The 24,408-nt window shown below is 42.8% G+C and carries 22 protein-coding genes and 1 pseudogene; 15 read left to right on the forward strand and 8 right to left on the reverse strand.

Annotated features, from left to right (window positions below):
* Window positions 1–51: 51 nt before the first annotated feature.
* The 5 genes from AAC155_RS00080 (at window position 52) to AAC155_RS00100 (ending at window position 6,257) form a co-directional block, all read left to right on the forward strand.
* Window positions 52–1,290: a hypothetical protein gene (locus tag AAC155_RS00080; RefSeq protein WP_223121347.1), complete on the forward strand. Its 1,239-nt coding sequence runs from the start codon at window positions 52–54 to the stop codon at window positions 1,288–1,290.
* Between the two features lie 30 nt (window positions 1,291–1,320).
* Window positions 1,321–1,947 carry a response regulator transcription factor gene (locus AAC155_RS00085; protein ID WP_113040545.1) on the forward strand — a complete coding sequence of 209 codons (627 nt, stop codon included), beginning with the start codon at window positions 1,321–1,323 and terminating at the stop codon, window positions 1,945–1,947.
* A gap of 3 nt (window positions 1,948–1,950) precedes the next feature.
* Window positions 1,951–5,565, forward strand: coding sequence for a transporter substrate-binding domain-containing protein (locus AAC155_RS00090; RefSeq protein WP_113040546.1), 3,615 nt, complete (start codon window positions 1,951–1,953; stop codon window positions 5,563–5,565).
* A 186-nt stretch (window positions 5,566–5,751) separates the two neighbouring features.
* The gene (locus AAC155_RS00095; protein WP_113040547.1) at window positions 5,752–6,006 is read left to right on the forward strand and encodes a type II toxin-antitoxin system Phd/YefM family antitoxin; all 255 of its coding nucleotides are present in this window, start codon (window positions 5,752–5,754) and stop codon (window positions 6,004–6,006) included.
* Window positions 6,003–6,257: a Txe/YoeB family addiction module toxin gene (locus AAC155_RS00100; protein WP_113040548.1), complete on the forward strand. Its 255-nt coding sequence runs from the start codon at window positions 6,003–6,005 to the stop codon at window positions 6,255–6,257. The genes AAC155_RS00095 and AAC155_RS00100 overlap by 4 nt, the downstream gene beginning before the upstream one ends.
* Window positions 6,258–6,331: 74 nt before the next feature.
* On the opposite strand, the gene AAC155_RS00105 is transcribed toward AAC155_RS00100, so the two are convergent.
* Together AAC155_RS00105 and AAC155_RS00110 are read right to left on the reverse strand one after the other, a co-directional pair.
* On the reverse strand, window positions 6,332–6,706 hold the full coding sequence (locus tag AAC155_RS00105; protein ID WP_113040778.1) for a VOC family protein: 375 nt from the start codon (window positions 6,704–6,706) through the stop codon (window positions 6,332–6,334).
* A gap of 157 nt (window positions 6,707–6,863) precedes the next feature.
* On the reverse strand, window positions 6,864–7,427 hold the full coding sequence (locus tag AAC155_RS00110) for a hypothetical protein (RefSeq protein ID WP_113040549.1): 564 nt from the start codon (window positions 7,425–7,427) through the stop codon (window positions 6,864–6,866).
* A 203-nt stretch (window positions 7,428–7,630) separates the two neighbouring features.
* Here AAC155_RS00110 and AAC155_RS00115 point away from each other — a divergent pair, with 203 nt between their 5' ends.
* Entirely contained in the window at window positions 7,631–8,509 is an 879-nt protein-coding gene (locus tag AAC155_RS00115) for a PhzF family phenazine biosynthesis protein (RefSeq protein WP_113040550.1), read from the forward strand.
* Window positions 8,510–8,871: 362 nt separating this feature from the next.
* Here the strand turns inward: AAC155_RS00115 and AAC155_RS00120 are convergent, their stop codons facing one another.
* Window positions 8,872–9,333, reverse strand: coding sequence for a helix-turn-helix domain-containing protein (locus tag AAC155_RS00120; RefSeq protein WP_113040551.1), 462 nt, complete (start codon window positions 9,331–9,333; stop codon window positions 8,872–8,874).
* A 216-nt stretch (window positions 9,334–9,549) separates the two neighbouring features.
* Between AAC155_RS00120 and AAC155_RS00125 the strand changes: the two genes are divergently transcribed.
* The 4 genes and pseudogenes from AAC155_RS00125 to AAC155_RS00140 all read left to right on the forward strand — a co-directional run.
* Complete coding sequence (locus tag AAC155_RS00125; RefSeq protein WP_113040552.1) at window positions 9,550–10,881, forward strand: aspartate aminotransferase family protein; 1,332 nt, start codon at window positions 9,550–9,552, stop codon at window positions 10,879–10,881.
* A gap of 415 nt (window positions 10,882–11,296) precedes the next feature.
* Window positions 11,297–12,484, forward strand: a complete 1,188-nt coding sequence (locus AAC155_RS00130) for a DmpA family aminopeptidase (protein WP_113040553.1) — start codon at window positions 11,297–11,299, stop codon at window positions 12,482–12,484.
* A 78-nt stretch (window positions 12,485–12,562) separates the two neighbouring features.
* A complete protein-coding gene (locus AAC155_RS00135) occupies window positions 12,563–13,081 on the forward strand; it encodes a DUF4184 family protein (RefSeq protein WP_229015697.1) in 519 nt (172 codons plus the stop codon).
* Between the two features lie 137 nt (window positions 13,082–13,218).
* Window positions 13,219–13,461 (forward strand): annotated as a pseudogene (locus AAC155_RS00140) (IS982 family transposase); the annotation flags it as partial.
* A 301-nt stretch (window positions 13,462–13,762) separates the two neighbouring features.
* Here the strand turns inward: AAC155_RS00140 and AAC155_RS00150 are convergent.
* Window positions 13,763–14,005, reverse strand: coding sequence for a type II toxin-antitoxin system ParD family antitoxin (locus AAC155_RS00150; protein ID WP_113040554.1), 243 nt, complete (start codon window positions 14,003–14,005; stop codon window positions 13,763–13,765).
* 326 nt (window positions 14,006–14,331) lie between these two features.
* On the opposite strand from AAC155_RS00150, the gene AAC155_RS00155 reads away from it, so the two are divergent.
* Complete coding sequence (locus AAC155_RS00155; RefSeq protein ID WP_113040555.1) at window positions 14,332–14,913, forward strand: beta-class carbonic anhydrase; 582 nt, start codon at window positions 14,332–14,334, stop codon at window positions 14,911–14,913.
* A gap of 151 nt (window positions 14,914–15,064) precedes the next feature.
* On the opposite strand, the gene AAC155_RS00160 is transcribed toward AAC155_RS00155, so the two are convergent.
* The 4 genes from AAC155_RS00160 to AAC155_RS00175 all read right to left on the reverse strand — a co-directional run bounded on the left by AAC155_RS00160 (window position 15,065) and on the right by AAC155_RS00175 (window position 20,410).
* Complete coding sequence (locus AAC155_RS00160; protein ID WP_113040556.1) at window positions 15,065–16,666, reverse strand: APC family permease; 1,602 nt, start codon at window positions 16,664–16,666, stop codon at window positions 15,065–15,067.
* A gap of 60 nt (window positions 16,667–16,726) precedes the next feature.
* Window positions 16,727–18,307, reverse strand: coding sequence for an aldehyde dehydrogenase (NADP(+)) (locus tag AAC155_RS00165; RefSeq protein ID WP_113040557.1), 1,581 nt, complete (start codon window positions 18,305–18,307; stop codon window positions 16,727–16,729).
* 42 nt (window positions 18,308–18,349) lie between these two features.
* The gene (locus AAC155_RS00170; RefSeq protein ID WP_113040558.1) at window positions 18,350–19,270 is read right to left on the reverse strand and encodes a dihydrodipicolinate synthase family protein; all 921 of its coding nucleotides are present in this window, start codon (window positions 19,268–19,270) and stop codon (window positions 18,350–18,352) included.
* Between the two features lie 303 nt (window positions 19,271–19,573).
* Window positions 19,574–20,410: an AraC family transcriptional regulator gene (locus AAC155_RS00175; RefSeq protein WP_113040559.1), complete on the reverse strand. Its 837-nt coding sequence runs from the start codon at window positions 20,408–20,410 to the stop codon at window positions 19,574–19,576.
* 307 nt (window positions 20,411–20,717) lie between these two features.
* Here AAC155_RS00175 and AAC155_RS00180 point away from each other — a divergent pair, with 307 nt between their 5' ends.
* From AAC155_RS00180 to AAC155_RS00195, 4 genes are read left to right on the forward strand one after another with little or no spacing between them, the layout of a single operon-like run.
* Window positions 20,718–21,668, forward strand: coding sequence for a 4-hydroxyproline epimerase (locus tag AAC155_RS00180; protein ID WP_113040560.1), 951 nt, complete (start codon window positions 20,718–20,720; stop codon window positions 21,666–21,668).
* Complete coding sequence (locus AAC155_RS00185; protein WP_113040561.1) at window positions 21,665–22,792, forward strand: NAD(P)/FAD-dependent oxidoreductase; 1,128 nt, start codon at window positions 21,665–21,667, stop codon at window positions 22,790–22,792. Before AAC155_RS00180 ends, AAC155_RS00185 begins: the two co-directional genes overlap by 4 nt.
* Complete coding sequence (locus AAC155_RS00190; protein ID WP_113040562.1) at window positions 22,789–23,043, forward strand: (2Fe-2S)-binding protein; 255 nt, start codon at window positions 22,789–22,791, stop codon at window positions 23,041–23,043. The genes AAC155_RS00185 and AAC155_RS00190 overlap by 4 nt, the downstream gene beginning before the upstream one ends.
* Window positions 23,044–23,045: 2 nt before the next feature.
* Window positions 23,046–24,329, forward strand: coding sequence for an FAD-dependent oxidoreductase (locus AAC155_RS00195; protein WP_113040563.1), 1,284 nt, complete (start codon window positions 23,046–23,048; stop codon window positions 24,327–24,329).
* The last annotated feature ends 79 nt before the right edge of the window (window positions 24,330–24,408 follow it).

Here is a 24,408-nt window from a genome sequence, read left to right on the forward strand (position 1 = left end):
CTGCTATTATTATCTTACAATGTAACATCAGTGTTACGAAATGAGATCCCGATGAAAATGAAAAAGATAGTGATCTTCTGGTTTATCTTTACATTGGTCAATTTCGCGCTGGCACTGTTAAACCTACAGGTACGGGATGTGTGGAGTCTGTCATCACTAGTGTGGTTTCCGGCAGGCTTGTTACAAGGCATTTTTTGCTCCAGGGCACCACGGTACTGGCCTGTCTGGTTAATCACGGGTGCCTTGATTTCGCTGACTGCCAGTCAGTGGTATGGAAGGCCAGTCAATGTATCGCTGACCTTTTCCAGCATCAATATGATCATGCTAGTAGCAACAGCGCTGATCTGGCAGTTTTTTTACGGTGTCATGTGGGCGCCGAAACGGACAAGGGACATCATTAACCTGACCGTACTCTGTTCGTTAAGTGGCATCATTGAGCGATTTATCACGAAATGGATACTTCATCTATTTGGTTATCCTACCGACATATCAGTTTCATTACCGATTGTCGTAGGCTCAGTGTTGAGTTATCTACCACTGACATTGTTTGTTATCTATTACATCACCCACGAGAAAAATGGGGTTGGGAACTGGAAAATCCATGGCTTATGGCTGGTGGCCCTATTTGCCATGACAGTATTGTTCATCAGTCCACCACCGGAAGCCGGGAAAATACACTGGCAAGGAATCGCACTGCTGTTTTCCTTCAGTTTGCCGATGCTGCTGGCACTCAGCGGTAATCTGCTGGTATTAAGCAGCTTTTTATCCCTATGTACGGTGGGGATCGTGAGTGCCACCATTTTTGGTCTTGGTCCATTCTCATCCCCGTTAACCAATCTTCAACAAAATGTGCAGATAGCCGCTTGGTACAGTACAGCGTTCACTTTACCCGCGTTGTTATGCTGTAGCTATTTATCTAACATAATCAACGCATTACATCGGCGTAAAGCGCATTTTCTGTTAATGAGAGCGATGCTGGATCAAGAACAGGTTAATTGCTTTCGGTTAAGCGCCGACGGACATTTGTACTGGCATCATAATGGTGCTGCCTGGATGCGGTGCGGAAAAGCACCCGTCTCCTGGTCGCAATTGATGTCTTGGGTACATCAGGAAGATCGGCATAAAATCGAACAGCTTAAAAATTCAGTCTCGCCAATACCACAGACATTAAAAGTTCGGATTGCGGATGGTAAAGGCGAATTTAACCCCATCATTATCGCCTTAATCATCCATGTGGGAGAAGATGCCGGTTTTATTGAAGGAACGATACGTGAAATAAATAGTAAATAAAAAATAGTCAATAATCTGGAGAAATAACCTATGCCCAGACGAGTCATTATTGCCGACGATCATCCGGTATTTTTATTAGGACTACGTACGATACTGGCAACATTGCCGGAGAATTACCAGATTGTGGGGGAAGCCCATGATGTTACTTCACTTTTTTCTCTGCTGGAGGAAAAAGAAGCGGATATGCTGATCACGGATTTCATTATGCCGGGTAATAACCAGATCGACGGTCTGAGGATGATTAGCCGAATACGGGAACAGTATCCGAATTTGCCGATTGTGGTGATTACAATGATCAGCGACCGAAAAATAATAGCTTCATTGATTGACTACAAAGTGAAAGCGATTTTGAACAAAAACAGCTTATCCCATGAACTGGTAAAAGGGCTGTACAGTACAACCGGACGTTATGAACCCTATCTAAGTGAGCAATTTCTCGAATCACCGGACGAAGAAGTTGTAAAAACGCTAACCAGCAAAGAGTTGGAAGTGATTAAACTGTTGGGACAAGGATTGAGTGTGAATGATATTGCTGCGCGTTTATACCGTACTAAGCAGACGATCAGCGCCCAAAAAATTAGCGCAATGAAAAAGCTCGGGTTAGATAACGAAGCAGCGCTTTATAATTATTTGCATCAGATTGGATTGGGGCTGTAAGCAATGAAGTGCCGGTGCAAAGCATGGCGATGGTTTGCCATATTGGTATTGCTGTTACCGCTATCTGGCTGGAGCCTCAACCTGTTTGAATACCGCAATGCGCAAAAGCTACCTGCAAATGGGCTACCGGTGGAGTTTTATTCAAACATCACTCAAGAATCACAAGAATTTCTGCCTTTTCCCGTTAAAGAATACGGGAGGGTGCTTCCCCCGCGTTTTCCAGCATTAAAAGTTGGCATTCTCTGCTGTATCGGCGCGCCATTGGTGATCCATCGTTGGGACGGCAAGTTGGAAGGGATTTATGCTGATTATCTGCGCTTGATCGAAACTGTGTTGAAAAGACCGGTGGAGGTACGGCTGTTTGGCAACTGGGAATCAGCTTATAAAGCGCTGCAACGTGGAGATATCCAACTGTTATCAAATTCCGCCTCATCACAATCAGGAAATGAAGCAAATGACACTTACCCGATTCTGGTACAACCCCTCGCCCTCATTATGCGCAAAGAACAAGTGAATATGCCATTTGCCAAAATGAATATTATGGCGGCACCAAGCAGTGATCCGAATGTCATTAAGCAATTACGTAAACATTACCATAGCATTTTGGTGGCGAAGGATCAGCAGGAAGGGATACAGGCAGTCGTGGATGGCGAAATGGATGCCTATCTGGACGGGCAAAGTCAGATTGCCTATTTGCTGGCTTTTCGTCCATTTACCGGGTTGACCTACCGCCGGGATATCTCGTTGGGGGAACGGTATGACTTTCTCGGTCACAACGGTGATGGCATGGTTGAAGCAGTAAATCTGATTCTGACATCCATTCCTCATGCTATCAGAAATAAAGTTTACGAACGTTGGATATCTGGGCTGGCATTGGGCAGTAATAATGACGCTACAATCTTTTCAGCTCAGGAAAAAGCTTGGATTAAAAAAAATCCTGTCGTCAATGTGGCACTGACTCGTACTGCGCCACCTTATTCCTTTCTGGATAAAAACGGTCAAATCACTGGGCTGGATGTGGACATTTTGCGTCTACTGGGAGAAAAAAGTGGCATCACCTTTAATTTTATGCCAACAGATGGCGCAATCGGCATTAAAAAGTTGTTAGAAAATGGCGAAGCGCAAATGACCTCTATGATCAACACACCCGAACGTAGCCGTTGGCTCTCTTTCAGCCATCCCTATGGTACCGTGGAATGGGTGATGATCACCCGCAATGAGCGCAATGTCCCCAATGAGTTTGAACAACTTAAACACCATCGGGTGGCGATTCAGCGTGGTCATGCACTTTCGTCGCTATTGAAGCAGTATCCAGAGATTTTCGTCGTGGAAGTTGACAGCGTGACACAAGGTATCGATATGGTGCTGGCCGGGGCGGCAGATGCCACTTTTGATAGCCTGATCAGTGCGGATTATCTACAAGCAAGCCGTTATGGTGCCAATATTTCTATTCAGTCCTTTAAAGGCTCATTGCAACCGGAACAATACGCCATCATACCGGCCTATCCTCAACTGGTGGACATATTAAATAAAAGCATTGATGCACTGCCACCAAATGAACTGCGGGTATTACGGTTGAAATGGTTATCTATGGGGAATGTCGCTTCCTATGACAATAATAACATTTCGCCTTGGGTAAAGTTGTGGGGAGGGGCGTTATTTGTGATTGCGCTAAGTTCAATTTTTTGGGGCAGTTATCTTGCTCATCAGATCAGACGACGTAAGACCGCAGAAAGCAACTTACAAAATTTGCTAGCGTACTGGGAAACACTCTTTAATAACATGCCTACGCCCATGTTTGTCTGCGATCCGACCATGTGCATCACGGCGGCTAACCTCTATTTCCGGCATGAAATGGGCTCTGTTGGATCTGAGGTGATTGGCCGTAGTCTTTTTTCCCTATGCTTTTTAAAACCGGTCGATGAGCAAGAGATCAGTCTAATTTTTCTACGCTGTTTGGAAGGTGCTCCTGTACATTTTTCTGATCGCAACATTGTTATTCAAGGACAGGATAAAGACGTTTATTTGTGGCTCGAAAGTTATAGCAATACCGAAGGCGTTGTTCAGGGAATCATTGGTGGCTGGTTTGATGTGACCGAACGTAAATTGTTGGCGCAAGAACTACGCCAGGAACGTGATAAGGCGGAACTCGCCAGCCTTGAGAAATCAGATTTTCTAGCCCACATGAGCCATGAGATCCGCACTCCGCTACAAGCCATTATCGGTATTCTTGATCTGGAGGTAAAAAAGCAAACTCAGCCATCCACGCCATTACATATCGCCTGGCAGGCTGCCATATCCTTGCAAGGAATCATCGGTGATGTGCTGGATTTCTCCAAAATAGAATCAGGGCGGATGGTGCTGAATCTCAAGCCGGAATCATTGCAGACGATTCTGGAAAATTGCGTGGCAACTTTTAGCCATCGGGCAAAGGAAAAAGAATTATTTTTCACCTATCAGTTTGATTTACCGTCTGAATATTACCACCTCCTCGACGCAACACGCGTAACCCAAGTCATCAATAACCTGTTGGGCAATGCTATTAAATTTACCGAACAGGGTGGTGTACAGATCAGCGCCTGCTATCAGTCTATTCCAGAGAGCCACCAAGATGAAATTACGCTGGTGGTTGCTGATACTGGTTGCGGTATTCCAGAAACCATGTATGAGGCGGTTTTACTGCCCTATGTACAGGTGACACAAAATAATGGTGGTAAAACCGGTACGGGGTTGGGATTACCTATCTCTGTACAGTTAGTTGAATTAATGGGCGGCAGCTTGAAAATCATGGGTGCGCCCAGTGGTGGCGCACAGGTTACCGTGATATTACCGCTTACGCGTAGTGTTATTGAAAAGGAGGCGATAAGTGAAAAAACCGAAAATATTGAGATGGAACTTCATGAATCTTTGAATATTTTAGTGGTTGATGATCTACCTGCCAATTTACAGGTACTGTCATTACAGTTAGCGTCATCGGGCCATCGTATTGCGCTCGCTGAAAGCGGTGAACAGGCCATGAATCTGGTAGAAGAGGGCTATTTCGATATCGTGCTGACAGATTGCCAAATGCCGGTGATGAACGGTTACGTACTGGCTCAATTGCTGAGAAAACATGAACGATTACGGCAATTACCGCCATTTATTATTCTGGGATGCACTGCGAACGCATTTTCTACCGAACAGGCTCGTTGTTTGGAAGCGGGAATGAATGGTGTATTAATTAAGCCGTTGGTGCAAAGCAAATTGCTGGCAGAAATTACCCGTTATTACCGGCAAGTTAATGACAAATCAACGTTAACATTCGATGAGATTCAAGCGTTGGCTCAACAAGATATGGCTGTAGAACGCCAATTACTCAGCGCAATACAGCAAGGGATGTCGGAAGATATTGCAGAATTGCAACAACAAGAAAACCAGAAATGTCATGAAAAAGTTGTACGTCACGCCCATCGTATGAAAGGCGCTTTTGCGCTGATGCAATATCAGCAAGGAATACGTGTCTGTCTGCGTATTGAAAAAAGCGAGCTGTGTGATGTGAAAACAATAACCGTTTTATTAACTCGTGCGGAATATTTTCAACAACAGATTGAACAGAAATTGGGAGAGTTGCAGGGTTAGAAACTAAGTGAAACTATCCAAAAGAAACCTTGAAAAGGTGAGTGCAATTTATATCATCGCAGAATTAGCGATGTACTCTCCACCCGAGACCAGTCGAGGAATTGCATCGAATTGATTTCGCAACACTTGCGTACTTATATTTGTACAGGTACAGTAGTAGGTACAATGAAGCGAGGAGGATTAACGATGGACACAATAAGCTATTCAGCATTTAGGACTCACTTGGCCAGCACTTTAGATAAAGTGAACGACGATCACAAGCCAATTTTAATTACTCGTCAGAATGGAAAACCAGCAGTCGTCCTAAGTTTGGAAGATTTTCAAGCCTACGAAGAAACAGTCTATTTAATGGCTAGCCCGAAAAATGCTGCACGTTTAAGTCAGGCAATTGCTGAAGTGGAAGCAGGAAGAATGATTGAAAAAGGGCTATTGGAAGAATGATTTTATCTTGGGCAGAAATGGCATGGGAGGACTATCTTTATTGGCAACAAACCGATAAAAAAGTCCTAAAGCGTGTTAATACACTCATCAAAGACATTAAAAGGCAATCCTTCAATGGGTTAGGGGACCCAGAACCTTTAAAACATAATTGGTCGGGTTATTGGTCTAGACGTATTAATCGAGAGCATCGTTTAGTTTACAAGGTAACAGATGATGCAATCATTATTGTACAGTGCCGCTACCACTATTAAATGACTACCTTTCAGAGGACTTCACAAACGAAGTCCTCTAGTCGTTATTTTAAGAAATCATGATAGCGACCTCCCTAATCCAAAGGACATACCCGAATAATATGACCATCGGGATCTTCAATCAGGAAAGTACGACCAAAGACCTCAGTGTGAGGTTCCTTCACAATCTTAATATCGGGTTTCTTTCGCCATTCCTCAAATAAACGATCTACATCTTCGCCAGATGGCAACATAATACCGATCTCAGAAAACCGTGGAATAGAAGTATCTGGCGTTGTTCCGCCTGACCAAATAGCGAATAGTGCTTCACCATCGGCGGCAAATGCCACATAACGAGGACTCGAAAACACGGGCTTAATATTGAAAAGTGTTTCGTAGAAGGCTGTCGAACGCTCGATATCAGATACGTAGACAAGTTGAAGATTGGGCTTGCAAGATACTGTCATCATGTCATTCTCATCTAAGTTAAATTCAATAAAATCGTTATATAACTCAACAAGTAACATTTGTTACTGGATTACGCTTATCATTATAAGGTAATGTTAATTATATGTATATACATACATATGTAAAGTGATGTGAAAATTCTGGACGGTGAAGATGAGCCTAATTACCAAAAAGCGCTTCCATCCTACGTTTGGTATGTTCAATCAATCCTTCAATTTCTGGGGGAGGTGTTGAACCACAATGAATATCACAGAACAATATCGGATCAGAGCCTCTTGACAAATAAAAACCTTGAGGATCTCTTAATTTTGATTCCCGGGCTGCACATAAAGCTCGTAAAATTCTTTTTAACCTTTCTTTATCACTCTCTATATTAATAAAGTTCCTAAGATTCGCCTCCCCACCATGAGAAATTTGAAAGAAACGATTATTACTCATATCAATCCGTTTCATCTTAATAAAAGTGGTTTCCTCACTACGAGTCATACCATTGGCAGTTTGAAATGAAAATGTAGCATCAAAAACATCTAAGTATACGTTTGGCAATCCATAATTAACATCAGCATTTCTAAAACAATGTTCAACAGAACTGCCTAGATTCATTGGCTTATAAACTATATTATTAATCATATACAAATATCCGCCCTTCGCCTCACGAGAACGTACTCTCTCTGCTTCATTAAGAGAAATAATTTTACCATTTTTTAATTTTATTTCAGCCATCTTATAATACCTATTTAATTGTTGAGAAATACATATTCACATATCAACAATAAAACAGATTATTATTTATATAAAGATAAAATATTAATTTTATGACAAATCAGAAAATAATTAGGATTTATTTAATGGCCTATATCTTTTTCCTAAGTTATTCTTTTATTATAAACTACCAACCACTTTTGCTACCATAAAAAGGAAATTTTATGTCTCTCGTACCATTTAAGCAGGTTGATGTATTCACTCACCGGCCTTTTAAAGGAAATCCCGTTGCCATTGTCATGGATGCCAAAGGACTCACACCAATACAGATGCAGGCTATTGCTAACTGGACCAATCTTTCCGAGACCACTTTTGTTCTTCCCGTAGAAAACCCTCTAGCAGATTACCGTGTACGGATTTTCACACCCGGTAGTGAACTTCCTTTTGCCGGTCATCCCACGATCGGTACCGCACATGCTCTGCTTGAAGCCGGATTAATTCAGGCGAGAGAAGGGCGTATTGTGCAAGAATGTGGAGCAGGGCTGATTACATTGAACATTACTGAAATGGAAAGTGGTCAGCAATCAATCACCTTCGAACTGCCGGAACCCGCCATCACATTGCTTAGTGCCGAACAGATAGATCGCCTCGAAAGCATTCTGAGTTGCCCATTAGATCGCGCGTTAACACCGGCACTTATTGACGTGGGAGCTCGCTGGATTGTCGCTCATACTACGGGAGCAGAAGCCGTGCTGGCAGCGGAACCTGATTATGCCAAATTGTGCGAGCATGACACGCAAATAAACGTCACCGGAGTTTGTCTCTATGGTGCCTATTGTGAGGAGGTAGAAGCTGATATTGAAGTACGCTCTTTCGCCCCATCATGCGGTGTCAATGAAGACCCTGTTTGCGGTAGTGGAAATGGTAGCGTTGCCGCATTTATGCGCCACCACAAAGTAGCAATGATTGACGATAAAATCGTTCATTCATCACAAGGAAAAAAACTTGGCCGTCAGGGAAGCGTATGGCTCAGCCATTCTGACGGTAAGATTTTTGTCGGCGGTGGTGCTGTGACTTGTATCAATGGCACCATTACGATATAAATTCCGAAAGAGCACTTGCAATGTCGGAAAACATCTGTTTTCCGACAGTATCAAATCATGAACTTATATCCTTCTAATGCCTTAACTGTCATAGGTAAACCCAGTTTCAGCAACATTGCCAAAAATTCATCACTTGTCATCGGTGGGTTCTTTAAGACTGTTCGTTGTGTTTGAACGGCAGCCAACGCTTTTGCATGATTAAGATCAAAAAGGTCAGAAATAAATTCATCAGGATGTATTGCTTCAATGTTTAAATTTGGCTTGATATAGACCGGCTATCCCCAAATGCATTAATAAGTCACGCAACCTAGCGGGATACAACACACATGCATCAAGCAAAACAGGGTACGGTGAATGGGTCATTAGTAGATCCCTAATTCTTGAGCCTGATTAGCTAATGCCTTCATAGCCTCCATACTCTCAGCATTACGCTGCTTTTTATATTCCATCAGATCAGCAAAACGAATACGCCGATGTCGGCCTGTTTTATGGAAAGGAAGACAACCATCTTCCAGAAGTTTAACCATATGAGGCCGCGATACATTCAATATGTTTGCGGCTTCTTGAGTGGTTAGCTCGGCATGAACAGGAACAATTTGCACTGCATTACCTGAAGCGAGTTCACTCAAGATTTGCACTAGCATAGTAAGCGCAGATGTAGGCACTTCAATTTGATGAGATTTATGATCATCACTCATAATTGAAATCTGCTGAGTTTCAAGTTTTGTTGAAAGGAACGCTGAAAGTTCACGCAGCCCCTTTCCAGCTATTTCACTTTCGCGTTTAGCCGGAAGATTTACATCAGAGAAAGTGGAAGTAATCATGTTGCACCTGTTAGTCATTCATTTTGACTTAGCACATTAAACGAAATAAACGAAAATCGCAATAAACGTAACACAATTGTTTTAAGCAGAATCTGATACGTTTTCGCAATAACAATTTCCAAGGTAACTTAGAAGAAACTATTAGTTATTTATCGTTGGCGAAAATAGGAGGGTTGAACTAAACTCAAATTTTACTTTTGTGAGAGGAAGTTAGCTATGTCTGAAACTCGTTTTTCTGAATCGTTAAACCTGCAATCTCACTGGATGCCATTCAGTGCCAACCGAAATTTCCAACGCGATCCCCGCTTTATTGTTGCTGCCGAAGGGCAATGGCTAAAGGACGATAAAGGGCGCCAAATTTATGACAGTCTGTCCGGTCTTTGGACCTGTGGAGCAGGCCATAGCCGGATAGAAATTCAGCAAGCTGTCACTACTCAATTGAGCACACTCGATTACTCACCAGGCTTTCAGTTCGGTCATCCCTTGTCGTTTCAACTGGCAGAAAAGATTGCCAATTTAACACCCGGTGATCTCAACCACGTCTTTTTCACCAGCTCAGGTTCTGAATCTGTAGATACCGCGGTCAAAATGGCACGAGCTTACTGGCGAGTAAAAGGCCAACCCGAGAAAACTAAACTGATTGGCCGTGCACGTGGTTATCACGGTGTCAATATTGCGGGTACCAGTTTGGGGGGGATTGGTAACAACCGCAAAATGTTCGGACAGTTAATGGATGTAGATCACTTACCCCATACATTGCAGAGCGGTATGGCGTTTACTCCGGGTATGGCGGAAACCGGTGGCGTGGAATTGGCCAACGAGATGCTCAAGTTGATCGAACTGCATGATGCCTCCAATATTGCGGCAGTTATTGTCGAGCCTGTGTCCGGTTCCGCCGGTGCGATTATTCCGCCCAAAGGGTATCTACAGCGTCTGCGTGAAATTTGTGATCAACATAATATTTTGTTGATTTTTGATGAAGTTATTACTGGTTTTGGTCGCATGGGACGCTGGACTGGCGCTGAATATTTTGGTGTGACACCAGATCTGCTTAACTTTGCCAAACAAATTACCAATGGCGCCATTCCTCTGGGAGGCGTAGTGGCAAGCAGTGAAATTTATGGGGCCTTTATGTCCCAGCCTCTACCGGAACACTCCGTGGAGTTTAGTCATGGTTATACCTATTCGGCACATCCCGTAGCCTGTGCTGCCGGGTTAGCAACTTTAGATCTGTTGGATAAAGAGCATCTTATCCAACGCTCTGCTGAACTTGCCCCTCATTTCGAAACGGCCCTTCATGCTCTCAGAAACTGTCCAAATGTGACTGACATCCGCAACTGTGGCTTGATAGGGGCAATCGAGTTGGCTGCCCGTGACGGTGATGCCGCTATACGTCCTTTTGATGCCAGCATGGCGCTTTGGAAAGCAGGTTTTTACGTACGCTTTAGCGGTGATACGCTACAATTCGGGCCTATATTCAATGCTGAACGAGTCGATTTGGATCGTCTTTTTGACGCCGTTGGGGAAGCATTGCATCACATTGGCTAAGGTGAGGGACGAATAGAAGGGTGACAATGTGCCGTTATAGAAATTTATAATTGACGCAAAATTTAACGCTCACTTGATAGGTGAGCGTTTATACCCGTCATCTTGAAATCCATAGGGTATAGAGATAATGCGAGAAATAATAATTCCGAACAGCGAAAACGGCGTTCTTGAAGAGCTCCACAAGCGATGGTGCTTATCCAAGACGAGAAACTCAACTGCGTGAAGCATCCAATCATGAACTTACTCCCTGCTAAATATCAGCGGAATATCACAATAAATTGTGAACCTGAATAATATAATTATGTAGTAGTGCAAAAGGGTATATCGATTGGTCAAAAAAGAATCCCTTTCGTATTGGATCTTCGTGTTCTGAATCTTAAACCTTCGAGTTAATTTGGTATAACAAGGAGTAGTTATGAAAATATTAAATATTATAATTTTATCTCTATCGTCAGTGATAGCTTCTAATTCTTTAGCCGATGAGATTAGAGCAAGGGATTTAGGCATTCCTTTCTCTGGAGTAACCGGGAAACATAATGCGATTACAGATGTTAATGGTGTAGAAGTTGGCTATTCAACCATAATAGAAGGCGATGGAAAGCTAGAGGTTGGAAAAGGCCCAATAAGAACAGGCGTAACAGCTATATTGCCAAGAGGAAAGAAATTTAGCCCGGTATTTTCTAGTACATTCTCTTTAAATGGAAATGGAGATATGACAGGCAATCAATGGGTCAAAGAAAGTGGTTTCTTAGAAACGCCAATCTTAATAACCAACACCCATAGTGTTGGTGTTGTTAGAGACTCAACAATTAGCTGGATGTTTGATAATAATCTAACATCACCACTAAAAGATGATTTATTTTGGTTATTACCTGTGGTTGCAGAAACGTGGGATGGAATATTAAATGATATAAACGGTATGCATGTAAAGAAAGAACACGTATATCATGCGTTGAATAGTGCAAAATCAGGAGCGATAGAAGAGGGTAATGTCGGCGGCGGAACGGGAATGAACCTTTTCAAATTTAAGGGAGGCACAGGTACTTCATCAAGAATTCTAGATAAAAAAGATGGCGGATATACTGTTGGCGTTCTTGTTCAAGGCAACTTTGGTGATAGGGATGATTTGATTATTGCTGGGATTCCAGTTGGTAAAGAAATACAGGATCTCAAGCCGATATATCATGGAAACAAGAAAAAAATAAAGGATGCCGGTTCCATAATAGCGGTGGTAGCCACAGATGCACCATTAGCTCCTCACCAATTAGAAAAAATAGCTAAACGAGTATCTCTTGGACTAGCAAAGGTAGGTGGGGTAGCCAGAAATACGAGCGGTGAGATATTTATTGCATTTTCAACCGCAAATAGTGATGCATTCTCTAGAAAGGATGTAAAAACAATAAAAATACTGTCAAATGACAAACTAGATCCTTTGTATGAGGCCACAATAAGTGCAACAGAAGAAGCAATAATTAATGCTATGATCGCCGCCAAAAAAATGGTTGGGAGAAATGGTAATACTTCGTTTTCTATTCCTAAAGATAGAGTTAAAGAGATATTGAAAAAATATAATGTCTTAGCTCAGTCTGACACTTCAATTTAAAAGAAACGAGTTACCGACTTTGATTAAAGGTTCTAAATCTGAAATCGAAGTCGGTGGCTTTCATGCTTCAACGATATGATGTATACAATATCCTTTGTTCGTTATGAAAAACAGGGTTATAAAGACAGAATTATTTTTGTGTTGTCGTTATTTTTAGGAGCTGTAACCCATATTGTCTGGGATGCATTCACACACGATAAAGGTTTTTTTGTCGAGCTAATCCCTTTACTACAGTTCCGCATTTTTCATTCCATTACCAACGGGCAGGGGATAAGTATATATAAAATTCTACAGCATCTCAGTTCATTGTTAGGATTATTTTACCTCACCATGAAGTACTGGAGATATCAGAAAAAATTGAACCCTACTATTCAAAAAGCAAACAAAAGAAAACTTTACTATTTAATTGTTATTGGGTTTATCTCAGGTTTTTTAACATGCCCTGTAGCATTGTTTTTATCCTGGGAAATATCGGGGATAAATATAAGCAGGTTTATTTTTAAGGAACTTACTCTATCTGTATCGGCTTTTTTTATTATTCTGATATTTATTGCGTTATGGATAAGATATTACTCTGCGAAGATTAAACCTGTTTAATCAAAATATATTGGTATTTAGATAGATTAATTCAAACAGCGTAGTTAATAATAAAGGAAAAATAGGAAATATTATTTTTCATGATAAAAGCAAAAACCCCGTTATTTTTAACGAGGTTTTTTAATGTGCTAGAAACATCTAACCTTTCTCTCAGTGAAGTCATGACGATACTCATTTTATTCCACATGAGCCATTATCGTGATTTTAAAACGTTTTATATTCAGCATGTTAAGCACTATCTTCAGGCCGATTTTCCCCGGTTGGTCAGCTATACCCGGATGTTAACCTTGAAGCAAAGGGCGCTCATTCCTCTCTGTGCTTTTCTTTCGTCACGCAAGGCTGAAACCCAGGGGATCGCTTTTATTGATTCAACCAAAATATAAAACATACATCATTCAACTCACCGTAACACTGGAAAAGGGAGGGATGTCAAAAATCACCGAGTCTATGTGAAGTTGTTTATCATCTAAGGTTATTTAACATAATATACATTATGCGCACCATGATAACCAAATAAGAAATAAACGCCTGCGTCGCCGTGATGCAGCAAACTAATGGAGATGTCGCTAGTAGCTCGAAAGTTCTTTTCAGTAGTTCATCGTGATAACGCCTCGCCTGGTTTTGACCAAATTGCTGTATCGTATAACGTGCAATATGTCGTCATCAGCCAACTCGGAAAACTTATACATTTAAATCCTTCGCTGCCATTACAAAAATATCATCCATGCTGTTTTTACTGACTGGGGAATTCAGGCCAGCCAGCACCATTTCACGAACATTCTGAATACGCTGCTCGCGAGCCTCCATCAGACGCAAAGCATCGCGGATAACTTCGGATGTGTTGCCATAACGACCAGATTGGATCATATCACCAACGAACCCGTTGAAATGTTCACCAAGGGTAACACTAGTTACTCGTGCCATAAATTCGCCTCTTCATGTATTACTGAATAATACAATACTTCCCTACCCCACTTATATGACCGGCTGTCTGAAATTTAGCTTCCATTGGCAGAGTAATAACCTATAGCTCGCTGCTCTTGTGCATAAGTGCATACAGACGATTTACTTGACCAGTACAAAGGATACGAGTATATAGTTTTTCATAAGTTTTTTTTATATATCTGTATTTTCAGCCTCATATTCATTTATCTAGATGGATGTCCTAGCTTTATCAAGAAGTTGATTTTTATCTATATCTTTGTTTTATATCATAATTTATCAAATCAGAAAATATGAAGGGAGGAAGGATGAGCAGTGTTATCAAAGAAATAAGTGACGCTAATATTGCATATGCAGCAACTTTTGGTGATAAAAAAAACCTTGGTTTACCTGCTGTCAGACGATTTGCCATATTGACGTGTATGGATGCTAGGTTAGATCCAGCAAAATTTGCAGGTTTATCTGAAGGTGACGCTCATATTATTCGTAATGCAGGCGGAAGGGCCAGCGATGATGCTATTCGCTCACTTATCATTTCCTATAAACTTTTTGGAACAAAAGAGTGGTTTGTAATTCACCATACTAATTGTGGGATGGAGCTTTTTACAGACAATATCATGGGTGATCTACTAGAAAGCAGCCTGGAAAGCGCGATAATGACGGATGAGGGATTTAAAGATGTCGGCAACGGTACAGGATCATCTGAGGGAAAATATATCAAATGGCTTACCATTAACAATCAAGTTGATAGCGTAGTTGAAGATATTCATCGTATTCGTACCCACCCTCTTGTCCCCGCAAATATCTCCATATATGGGTACATATATGATGTGAGGTCAGGAAAATTAATTGAGGTTCCTGAAGCAACAAGCATTGCAGAAGGTGCTTGATTTTTCAGAAAATGAGGACGTTCTGGCTAGAATGAATCTATGCTCATCTCCGTTTTTGTAACTATTGATCTGAATTTATGATGAGCTTATTTAAATCTATCGGCATCAATGTGGACAAGGATGTCCATGCCTCAATGAGTTTCCATCAGCACTAATCCTCATCCTCCGTTGGTAAAATAGCATTGGGTAAAGCACTAAAAGTTCCCCAATAGAAGGCGATTAGAGCGATCACTGCTACTGCAACAATATCCCAAGGTGCAGGAATAATGCCTTTACCGCCAAACGTTCCTAAATAGGATAGAATGATCATGGCACTGTAAAAACTAATCAACCACAGGGCCGAGGTTATCTGTTGGCGCAAACTCACTTTGCCTATAGGAACTTTATTTTTGAATAACAAGTAGATAAAGAACAAGACAATTTGTAATCCGAGCAACCAGGAAACGGTTTTCCAACCAGACCAATAAACAATGAAAGCGGAAATAATAAAAGAAAGCGGGCCAACGAGCGCAAACCATTTAACATAAAAAGGACGTTTTATCTCCCTGGCATTACGGCGTAAGGCAGAAGCGGTTACTGGCGCTAATGCGTAGCTCAAAATTAACGCCGCAGAAACAACACTGATGAGTTTTTCCCATGAAGGAAAAGGCAATGTCCAGAAAACAGAAAGAATAAACGTCAACCAAAGTGCAGGACGTGGTATCCCCGATTTTTCATCAACATGGGTAAACACATTCAATAACGTCCCACTTTTTGCCCAACCATAAACTACACGGGGAGTGGCATTCATATAAATATTCCCAGTACCGCTTGGAGAGATCACCGCATCACATACCACCAAAAAAGCGAGCCACCCCACTCCGAGGATTAAGGCTATATCACGAAACGGCAATGAAAAATATTGCCCAATGTTATTCCAGCCCCCGAAGAGTAAATCAGAGGGTATCCCGCCAAGGAAAGCTAACTGTAATAAAACATAAATAACCGTAGACAGTGAAATAGACAGAATGAGGGCAATAGGAATTGTCTTTTGGGGTTTTTCCACTTCACCAGCGACAGAAATAATGGGCGTTAGACCAAGATAAGCAAAGATAATGCCCCCCGCTGAAACCGCAGCTTCAACACCCGATACCCCAAAAGGAGAAAATCCGTGAACTTGCAAATTACTCGGATTGAAATAATTAAACAGGACAATAATGACGAGCAGCGGAACGATGAACTTGAAAATACTAATAATATTGTTGGATTTCGCAAAGGTTTTCACGCTGTTGTAATTAAGATAAAAGAAAAATGCTAATAAAATAAATTGAACCAGCCAGCCTATCAGTGTCGGATCACCAGAACCAGGTTGACTCAGAAATGGAAACCACGCCGCCGCATATTGTCGAGCGGCGACGACTTCAATGGCTATTAAGCTGGAAAACGCAATTAAGGTGATAGAACCCATTAAATATCCCATGAGTTCACCGTGAGAAAACACCGGATAGCGGATAATACCACCTGATTTCGGCAGTGCCGCGCCCAGCTCGCAATAAACAATACCGAGTAAGAGCACAGCAATACCGCCAATCACCCAAGAAAAAATCCCTGCCGGTCCTGCAATAACAGACACATGACTGGCCGCAAATAACCAGCCAGAGCCAAAAATAGCCCCTAAGCCAATGAAGGTTAAATCCGTGAGTGTTAACTGTTTCTTAAATTTACCCTGCCCTGAACCGGATTTTGGTCGTGAAGAGGCTTCGTATAGCGCCATAATTATTCGCCTTTTTCTGTTTCTTATTTGATATACGTCAACGTGGAGTCACTGCGCGTTTTACAATACTTCCCGACTCATTACCCCATTGATTAATCGAGAAATATTTAACGGATTATGGTCTTGCAGTGCGGGGGGAAGTAAGGATTTGGGATAGTTTTGGAAACAGACCGGGCGCAGAAAACGCCAGAAGGCCAGTGTACCAACTGAAGTCCCCCTTGCATCCGAAGTCGCAGGGTAAGGCCCGCCATGAACCACGGCATCACAGACTTCAACGCCTGTTGGGTAGCCATTGACAACCACCCTGCCCGCAATGTTTTGTAATCGTTGACTGAGCTCGTGTGCATTCGCTAATTCATCGTGCTCACCAATCAAGGTAGCGGTAAGCTGCCCCTGCAAACAGTCAATTGCGTGTAAAAGCTGATATTGGCTTTCGACTTCGACCACAATAGCAACAGGACCGAAAACCTCCTCTTGTAACAAGGCATTTTTATTCAACAACAAGGCAATATCTGCGCGATACAACATCGCACTTGCCTGATTTTCATGATGTTCGCCAATGGCTAACCGTGTCATTAAGGGTTCATCATCCAGTTGATGAATACCTTTTTGGTAATTGAGTAATGTGCCACGGTTTAGCATTGATTGTGCCGGACGAAACGTGATCTCCTGCGTCAAGTGAGTAATAAATTGATTAAATTCTGGTGAACGAATACCCAAGATTATGCCTGGCTTGGTACAAAACTGCCCGCTACCTAATGTGAATGAATTTGCCAATTCTTGGGCGATCTGCTTTCCTCGTTGTACTAAGGCGTTTGGCAGCACAATGACCGGGTTGATACTCGACATTTCAGCAAAAACCGGAATAGGTTGTGGTCGCTGCATAGCCATATTAAACAGTGCACGCCCACCAGCGAGTGAGCCGGTAAAACCAACGGCTTGAATAATTGGGTGTTTGACGAGATCTGCTCCCACGCTATTGCCATAAATCATATTGAATACACCTGCGGGCATTTGTGTGGCGATAATAGCGCGTTCTATCGCTTCTGCTATGGCTTCAGCGGTAGCCATATGACCGCTATGTGCTTTAAAAACAACGGTACAGCCCGCCGCTAATGCTGACGCCGTGTCACCACCAGCAGTTGAAAAAGCCAAAGGGAAATTACTGGCGCCAAAAACCGCAATAGGACCTAGAGGAATATGGCACTGGCGAATATCAACTCTGGGAAGCGGTTTTCTCTCAGGTTGCGCAGTATCAATACGGGCAGCATGAATATCACCACGGCGTAACAGCGTGGCAAACAGCCTCATTTGCCCGCTCGTTCTCGACCGTTCACCTTGAAGTCGAGCTGGAGGCAGAGCCGTTTCTTCTGATACAAGGGTAATAAAGTCATCACTGAGAGCATCAATTTCATCGGCAATTTTATCTAAAAAAACAGCACGTTCTTCTAACGATGTCTGGCTATAACGGGTAAATGCATCGGCTGCCGCTTGGGCGACGAGATCGACCTCATGTCGTGTAGCCTGATAAAACGCATAACCTATTGGTGAGTTATCCACCGCTCGCCGGCTGTGCAAACAGCGTTCTCCCTCTGCTTGCCTGCGCCCCCCAATAAACTGCATACCTGAATGTTCCAACATAACGATTCCTCCGAGGGTATCAGAAACAAGTTACAGCCCAATTCAGAGACCTACATCAGGCAATGAAGGACGATTAGCGAGAGCTTTTTCTACAATGGCGCGTACTTCAACCAATGTTTCCCCTTCAAGTGGTAAACGCGGTGGACGGGTAATGGCACTACCACGGCCAACCATTTCTTCACACAGTTTGATGCATTGCACCAAATCAGGGCGGAAATCCAAATGCAACAGAGGCATAAACCAGCGATACAATTCCCGAGCTTCTTCATAACGTTTCTGTTTAGCCAGACGGAATAAAGTCTCTCCTTCCCGAGGAAAGGCATTCGACATACCTGAAATCCAACCTTCTGCGCCCACTGCGACTGACTCTAAAACGACGTCATCCAAACCGGCAAAAAGAATGAAGCGATCGCCTGCCTCGTTGGGAATATCACTAAAAGGCCGGGTATTGCCTGATGAATCTTTAAATGCAACGATATTTTCGCAATCGGCCAGAGACGTCAGAATTTTCGGCGTAATATCATTTTTATACAGCAGAGGGTTGTTATATAGCATGACGGGTAAATCGGTAGAGGTCGAAATTGTACGGAAATACTCCCTGTTTTCTTTCGGTGTTGGAGTATAAACCAGAGGTGGCATGATCATCACCCCATCAGCCCCTGCCTGTCGGCATTCAGCAACCATTTTGCACGCATTATCGGTTGTCAATTCTGCGATACCCGAAAGAACGGGAATTTGCCCACCAGCAACATCTACTGCGAGTTCAACGATAGCACGCTTCTCCTTCATAGACAGAGATGTGTTTTCCCCCACAGAGCCATTGACGACTAAACCGGAAACCCCATCTTTAATCAGGTTCGTCATTACCTTCTGTGTGGCGTCCAAATTAATGGAAAAATCGGGGTTAAATTGTGTCGTCACTGCCGGGAAAACCCCCTGCCAGCTAACCTTTCTCTTGCTCATAGCTCTATCCTTTCGATCGTCATTTAAAATGCAAATTGTTTTTATTTTGTTAATAAAATGTGATTCATTGGTTTTAGTGGAATGATGGCGATTTCACTACTGAGAAGCTTGTGACTTTTCACAGTGAACAATGACGAAATCAGCATAATAGGAATGGCAAACTTAAAGCTGAGAGGCTTTGATGAAGTCGATAATTCCTAATGACAGGTAAAAAGACTGGCTTCTCAAATATATGATTAATTAACCCAATCTCGTACAACAAATTGGATCACGAAAGAGCGGAAGTATTAGTAAAACGGCAAATTACTCCAATCCTATTGACTGACGAAAATCACTGGGAGTGAGTCCAGTTGACGCCTTAAATTGCCGAGTAAATGCACTGTGATCAGTATAACCACATTGCAAGGCAACATCTGTAATAGGTAATTTCGTAGCCAGCAATTCCGACGCTTTTTCAATTCTGATTTTGTGGATCATCTGCCGGGGTGTCAGGTGAAAGATGCGTTTACAGTAACGTTCCAATTGAGCAACCGAGAGACGTGTTAAATGAGTTAGCTCTTCGAGACGAATTGTTCGATCAAAATTTTCACGAATATAATCATCAACGATAGCCAACTTTTGGTACACAGGATGATTTTCCTTAACTTCCATCAAATCATGAGAAATTCCTGCCATACCAATAACTTGATTATGTTGATTATACAATGGCAATTTATATGTCATGCACCAACCTGCTTTACGTCCATGATAAAAATGGAGCTCCAGTTGGTTTTGGATAATTACCCCTTGATGCAACACACGTAAATCCTGTTCGGTGTAACAACTGCCCATCTGAGCAGGAAAGATTTCGGAAGAGGTTTTACCGAGTAGCGAAGAGATCGACTTAAATCCGCAGCGTGTGGCTAGCGTAAGGTTCACAATTAGATAACGTGCTTTGATATCTTTGATAAAGAAAACCACACTGGGAATCGCATTTAACAATGGTGTAATTAAGGCAACCGCATTGAGAATATCTTGCAGGTTATTGGGTTTGTGATTAACTAATCCACTACAAAGCGCCGATAAAAACTCAACATTACAAACATCATAACCATTTGTGCTAATGCCGTTTTTTTCATTGTTCCGGTATATATTCATCATCTGTATCTCCAATCTATTACCATTAAAATAGGATTTTTGACTCGTGTTTAGCTATTTATATTCCGCCTTCCTTATTTAACTATTTGATTTTATAGATCAATTTATAAATTTTTCTGGTAAAAACAGAAATAATCCTTATCAGGTTTATTTATAATTTTTCATTTCATTATCTTATTGGAATGTCTCACTGATAATTCAGTGATTCTTTCATTGTGCTGATTTCAGCATATTGCAGTATGAAATTCATCAAGCGACAAACGAAATACTACGCCACCATTTATTAAAAATACGTTAATTGGGTGGCTTTATGGCAGATAAGCATGATTATCAGATGGTTCGCGTCATTGATTCACACACAGGTGGAGAACCTACCCGCACGATAATCGAGGGATTTCCATCTCTTGGCAAAGGAACCGTTGCCAAACAGCGTCAACGCTTTGAAGCCGAATTTGATCACTGGCGTAAGGCTCTCATTCTTGAACCAAAAGGGAATGATATGTTGGTAGGCGCACTTTTATGTCCGTCTACTGTACCTGACGCCGATATGGGGGTGATTTTCTTTAATAACGCGGGATATTTAGGCATGTGCGGACACGGCACTATGGGTCTTATTGCTTCGCTCTATCATCTGGGCTGGTTGAACCCTAGCAAGTATAAAATTGAGACCCCTGTTGGGATTGTAGAGGCAGTGCTCCATAAGGATGAAACCGTGTCTGTTTATAATGTTCCCTCTTATCGTTATCAGCAAAATGTCACCGTGAACGTGCCAGGTGTGGGTGATGTTAATGGAGATATTGCCTGGGGAGGAAATTGGTTTTTTCTGATCGGTCAACATAACCTGTTTCTAACCCTTAACCATATCGATGAACTTACGCAATACAGTTGGGCAGTTAGGCAGGCACTGGAACAAGCGGGGATAACCGGTGAAAACGGTGAGTGTATCGACCATATTGAATTGTTCGCTCCTGATAACGATACAGATAGTCGTAATTTTGTGTTATGTCCGGGGAAAGCCTATGACCGTTCACCGTGTGGCACTGGAACAAGTGCTAAGTTAGCCTGTCTGGCGGCGGATGGAAAATTGCAGCCGGGTGAAATTTGGCGCCAATCCAGCATTATTGGAAGTGTTTTTGAAGCCCAATATCAGTGGGTTGGTCAAAAAATTGCCCCAGTGATCCGGGGAACAGCGCATGTTTACGGTGATAACAAATTAATCATTGCCAATAACGATCCTTTTGTCTGGGGAATCAATGTATGACCCCTTCCCAAATATCGGATGTCATTATCGTTGGTGCTGGCATCATTGGAGCCGCATGTGCTTATCAGTTGGTACAAGATGGTTTGAGAGTTGCTGTAATTGATGATGGTGGTAAAGGGGCAACACAGGCAGGGATGGGGCATCTCGTGTGTATGGACGATAATCCTGCGGAACTGGCACTGAGTAGTTACTCATTAGATATATGGCGAACATTCACCCCACATATGCCAAAAAATTGTGCATGGCGTAGATGCGGCACACTTTGGCTGGCAGATGCAGAGGACGAAATGGAACTGGCTGAGGAAAAAAGCGCACGTCTTGCCTCCTATGAAATCGAAAATATTCCGATGACAGCGACACAAATTCATCAGATGGAACCGATGGTGAGGAGTGGGATTGCCGGCGGCTTGTCTGTTCCTGCGGATGGGATTGTCTATGCACCCAATGTCGTACACTGGTTTTTTACTAGCTGTAATCAAAAGATTCAGTTTATTACAGGACAAGTGCACGCCTTAGAGCCTCAGACCGTTGTGCTGCGTGATGGAAAGAAATATTGTGCGCCGAGAATATTGCTAGCAAATGGGCTATGGAGCACACATCTGTTACCTGAATTACCGATTGTCCCTAAAAAAGGGCAACTGGCGATTACAGATCGTTACCCTACCTGTATCACACATCAACTGGTGGAATTAGGGTATAGCGCCAGTACACATACTTTGGATGGTACGTCAATCGCTTTCAATGTTCAGGCCCGCCCTACCGGTCAGCTTTTAATTGGCTCTTCACGCCAGTTCCATAACGAACAACACACTATTGATCTCTCCCTACTCCGTTCTATGCTCCAGCGCGCACTTTATTTTTTACCTCAACTTGGTCAGATGAATATTTTACGTTGTTGGTCTGGCTTTCGTGCTGCGACTCCAGATGGCTTGCCGCTATTGGGGCAACATCCTGATTACGAATGGCTATGGCTGGCTGTGGGCCATGAAGGATTAGGTGTAACGACCGCACCGGGCAGCGCCAAAATCATCTCTGCATTGATGCTGAACAGAAAAACGGAGATTGATCCACTGCCTTACCAACCCGCACGTTTCACTGCTATGGCCCGTCAGAGGTTACCATGACACTCAAAAAACCACCATTTACTGCTTTGTTTATTGATGGCGAACTGATCACAGTTCCTGCGGGGATTACTGTAGCGGCGGCGCTAGCTTATATCGGTAGTGAGCATTGCCGTATATCTGTATCACATCAATTGAGAGTGCCTTTTTGTGGTATGGGGATCTGCCAGGAATGCCGTTTAATGATTAATGGTCGCCGTCGTGTAGCGTGCCAGACAGTTTGTGAAATGGGTATGAAAGTCGAGAGGATCTGAACATGGCAACACCATCTTTTTCTACGATATTACACTGTGATGTGCTGGTTGTTGGCGCAGGACCGGCAGGATTGGCTACCGCACAGGCTGCGATACAAGGGCAACAATCCGTTATCCTGATTGATGACAATCCCAAAGCAGGCGGACAAATTTGGCGTCAAGGGCCATTTCATACATTGCCGCCGATGGCGAAACATTATCTATCGGTACTATCAGAAGATGCATTGATCTATTTACCCAGTTGTAAAGTAATTGCAGTAGACAGCCAATGCGTAATGGTTGAAACGGCAAGTCGGCACCGAATAGTTCACTACCAACGTATCATTCTCTGCACCGGCGCTAAAGAAAAATTACTTCCCTTTCCTGGATGGACATTACCGGGTGTCACGGGCGCAGGCGGATTACAGGCGTTGATAAAAAGCGGTCTCCCCATGATTGGTGAGCGTGTTGTTATTGCAGGTAGCGGTCCCCTTTTGCTCGCGGTTGCCGAAACAGTAAAAAAAGCAGGAGGGAACGTGGTCGGTATCATTGAACAGGCGCCTTTACACCGCTTATTCTCGTTTGGCTTACGACTGCTCCGCTGGCCTAACAAGTTGCATCAAGCCATCGCTCTCATGCCACTTAAAAATTACTACAAAAACAGTATGGTGTTAGGCGTGGAAACTTCCACAGAAGGAACGTTGACTGGTGTGTATATCAGTAATAAAGGGCAAAAACGAAAATTACCCTGTACCCGTTTAGCTTTCGGTTTTGGTTTAAGGCCAAATACGGAATTGGCACAATTGCTTGGTTGCTTGCTGGACGAACAAAGAAATATCCAAGTAGATGCATGGCAACAGACGACTATGCCTGGTGTATATGCAGCGGGAGAATGCACAGGTATTGGCGGCAGTGAGCTTGCACTGTGTGAAGGATTTATTGCCGGGTTTGCAGCGAGTGGTAAATACGCACTAGCTGAAAAATGGCAACAGAAACGAAGAAAATGGCGGTGTTTTGCCACAGCAATAGCACAAACGTTTAAATTAAATAGAGAGATCACACAGGCACTTCCCCCCGATACCTTGATCTGTCGTTGTGAAGACATAAGTTTAAACGAACTTGAACCATTTCAAGATTGGAATAGCGCAAAAATGGCAACACGGTGTGGCATGGGAGCTTGTCAGGGAAAAATCTGTTCTGCCATTCTCCACGATATCAAACATTGGGCAATACCATCCCCTCGCATTCCACTATCACCTACCCGTCTTGAAACGCTGGCAGCAGGAGACACGGAAAAGTTTGTTTAGTCACCTTTTGCTATGATTCATCTCGATAAACATTAAAACTTGTAATGTATTACTTTAAAAATCAAGGTGTGGACATATT

This window comes from Photorhabdus sp. HUG-39 (assembly GCF_963878365.1).
GTDB lineage: Bacteria > Pseudomonadota > Gammaproteobacteria > Enterobacterales > Enterobacteriaceae > Photorhabdus > Photorhabdus kayaii.

Excerpts from the sequence above, each read along its gene's own strand:
- AAC155_RS00125 (WP_113040552.1), top strand. The coding sequence starts at position 9,550 with ATGTCTGAAACTCGTTTTTCTGAATCGTTAAACCTGCAATCTCACTGG.
- AAC155_RS00165 (WP_113040557.1), bottom strand. The coding sequence starts at position 18,307 with ATGTTGGAACATTCAGGTATGCAGTTTATTGGGGGGCGCAGGCAAGCA.
- AAC155_RS00105 (WP_113040778.1), bottom strand. The coding sequence starts at position 6,706 with ATGATGACAGTATCTTGCAAGCCCAATCTTCAACTTGTCTACGTATCT.
- AAC155_RS00085 (WP_113040545.1), top strand. The coding sequence starts at position 1,321 with ATGCCCAGACGAGTCATTATTGCCGACGATCATCCGGTATTTTTATTA.
- AAC155_RS00090 (WP_113040546.1), top strand. The coding sequence starts at position 1,951 with ATGAAGTGCCGGTGCAAAGCATGGCGATGGTTTGCCATATTGGTATTG.
- AAC155_RS00175 (WP_113040559.1), bottom strand. The coding sequence starts at position 20,410 with ATGATGAATATATACCGGAACAATGAAAAAAACGGCATTAGCACAAAT.
- AAC155_RS00110 (WP_113040549.1), bottom strand. The coding sequence starts at position 7,427 with ATGGCTGAAATAAAATTAAAAAATGGTAAAATTATTTCTCTTAATGAA.
- AAC155_RS00120 (WP_113040551.1), bottom strand. The coding sequence starts at position 9,333 with ATGATTACTTCCACTTTCTCTGATGTAAATCTTCCGGCTAAACGCGAA.
- AAC155_RS00100 (WP_113040548.1), top strand. The coding sequence starts at position 6,003 with ATGATTTTATCTTGGGCAGAAATGGCATGGGAGGACTATCTTTATTGG.
- AAC155_RS00095 (WP_113040547.1), top strand. The coding sequence starts at position 5,752 with ATGGACACAATAAGCTATTCAGCATTTAGGACTCACTTGGCCAGCACT.
- AAC155_RS00115 (WP_113040550.1), top strand. The coding sequence starts at position 7,631 with ATGTCTCTCGTACCATTTAAGCAGGTTGATGTATTCACTCACCGGCCT.
- AAC155_RS00170 (WP_113040558.1), bottom strand. The coding sequence starts at position 19,270 with ATGAGCAAGAGAAAGGTTAGCTGGCAGGGGGTTTTCCCGGCAGTGACG.
- AAC155_RS00180 (WP_113040560.1), top strand. The coding sequence starts at position 20,718 with ATGGCAGATAAGCATGATTATCAGATGGTTCGCGTCATTGATTCACAC.
- AAC155_RS00150 (WP_113040554.1), bottom strand. The coding sequence starts at position 14,005 with ATGGCACGAGTAACTAGTGTTACCCTTGGTGAACATTTCAACGGGTTC.
- AAC155_RS00160 (WP_113040556.1), bottom strand. The coding sequence starts at position 16,666 with ATGGCGCTATACGAAGCCTCTTCACGACCAAAATCCGGTTCAGGGCAG.
- AAC155_RS00185 (WP_113040561.1), top strand. The coding sequence starts at position 21,665 with ATGACCCCTTCCCAAATATCGGATGTCATTATCGTTGGTGCTGGCATC.
- AAC155_RS00135 (WP_229015697.1), top strand. The coding sequence starts at position 12,563 with ATGTATACAATATCCTTTGTTCGTTATGAAAAACAGGGTTATAAAGAC.
- AAC155_RS00155 (WP_113040555.1), top strand. The coding sequence starts at position 14,332 with ATGAGCAGTGTTATCAAAGAAATAAGTGACGCTAATATTGCATATGCA.
- AAC155_RS00080 (WP_223121347.1), top strand. The coding sequence starts at position 52 with ATGAAAATGAAAAAGATAGTGATCTTCTGGTTTATCTTTACATTGGTC.
- AAC155_RS00190 (WP_113040562.1), top strand. The coding sequence starts at position 22,789 with ATGACACTCAAAAAACCACCATTTACTGCTTTGTTTATTGATGGCGAA.
- AAC155_RS00130 (WP_113040553.1), top strand. The coding sequence starts at position 11,297 with ATGAAAATATTAAATATTATAATTTTATCTCTATCGTCAGTGATAGCT.
- AAC155_RS00195 (WP_113040563.1), top strand. The coding sequence starts at position 23,046 with ATGGCAACACCATCTTTTTCTACGATATTACACTGTGATGTGCTGGTT.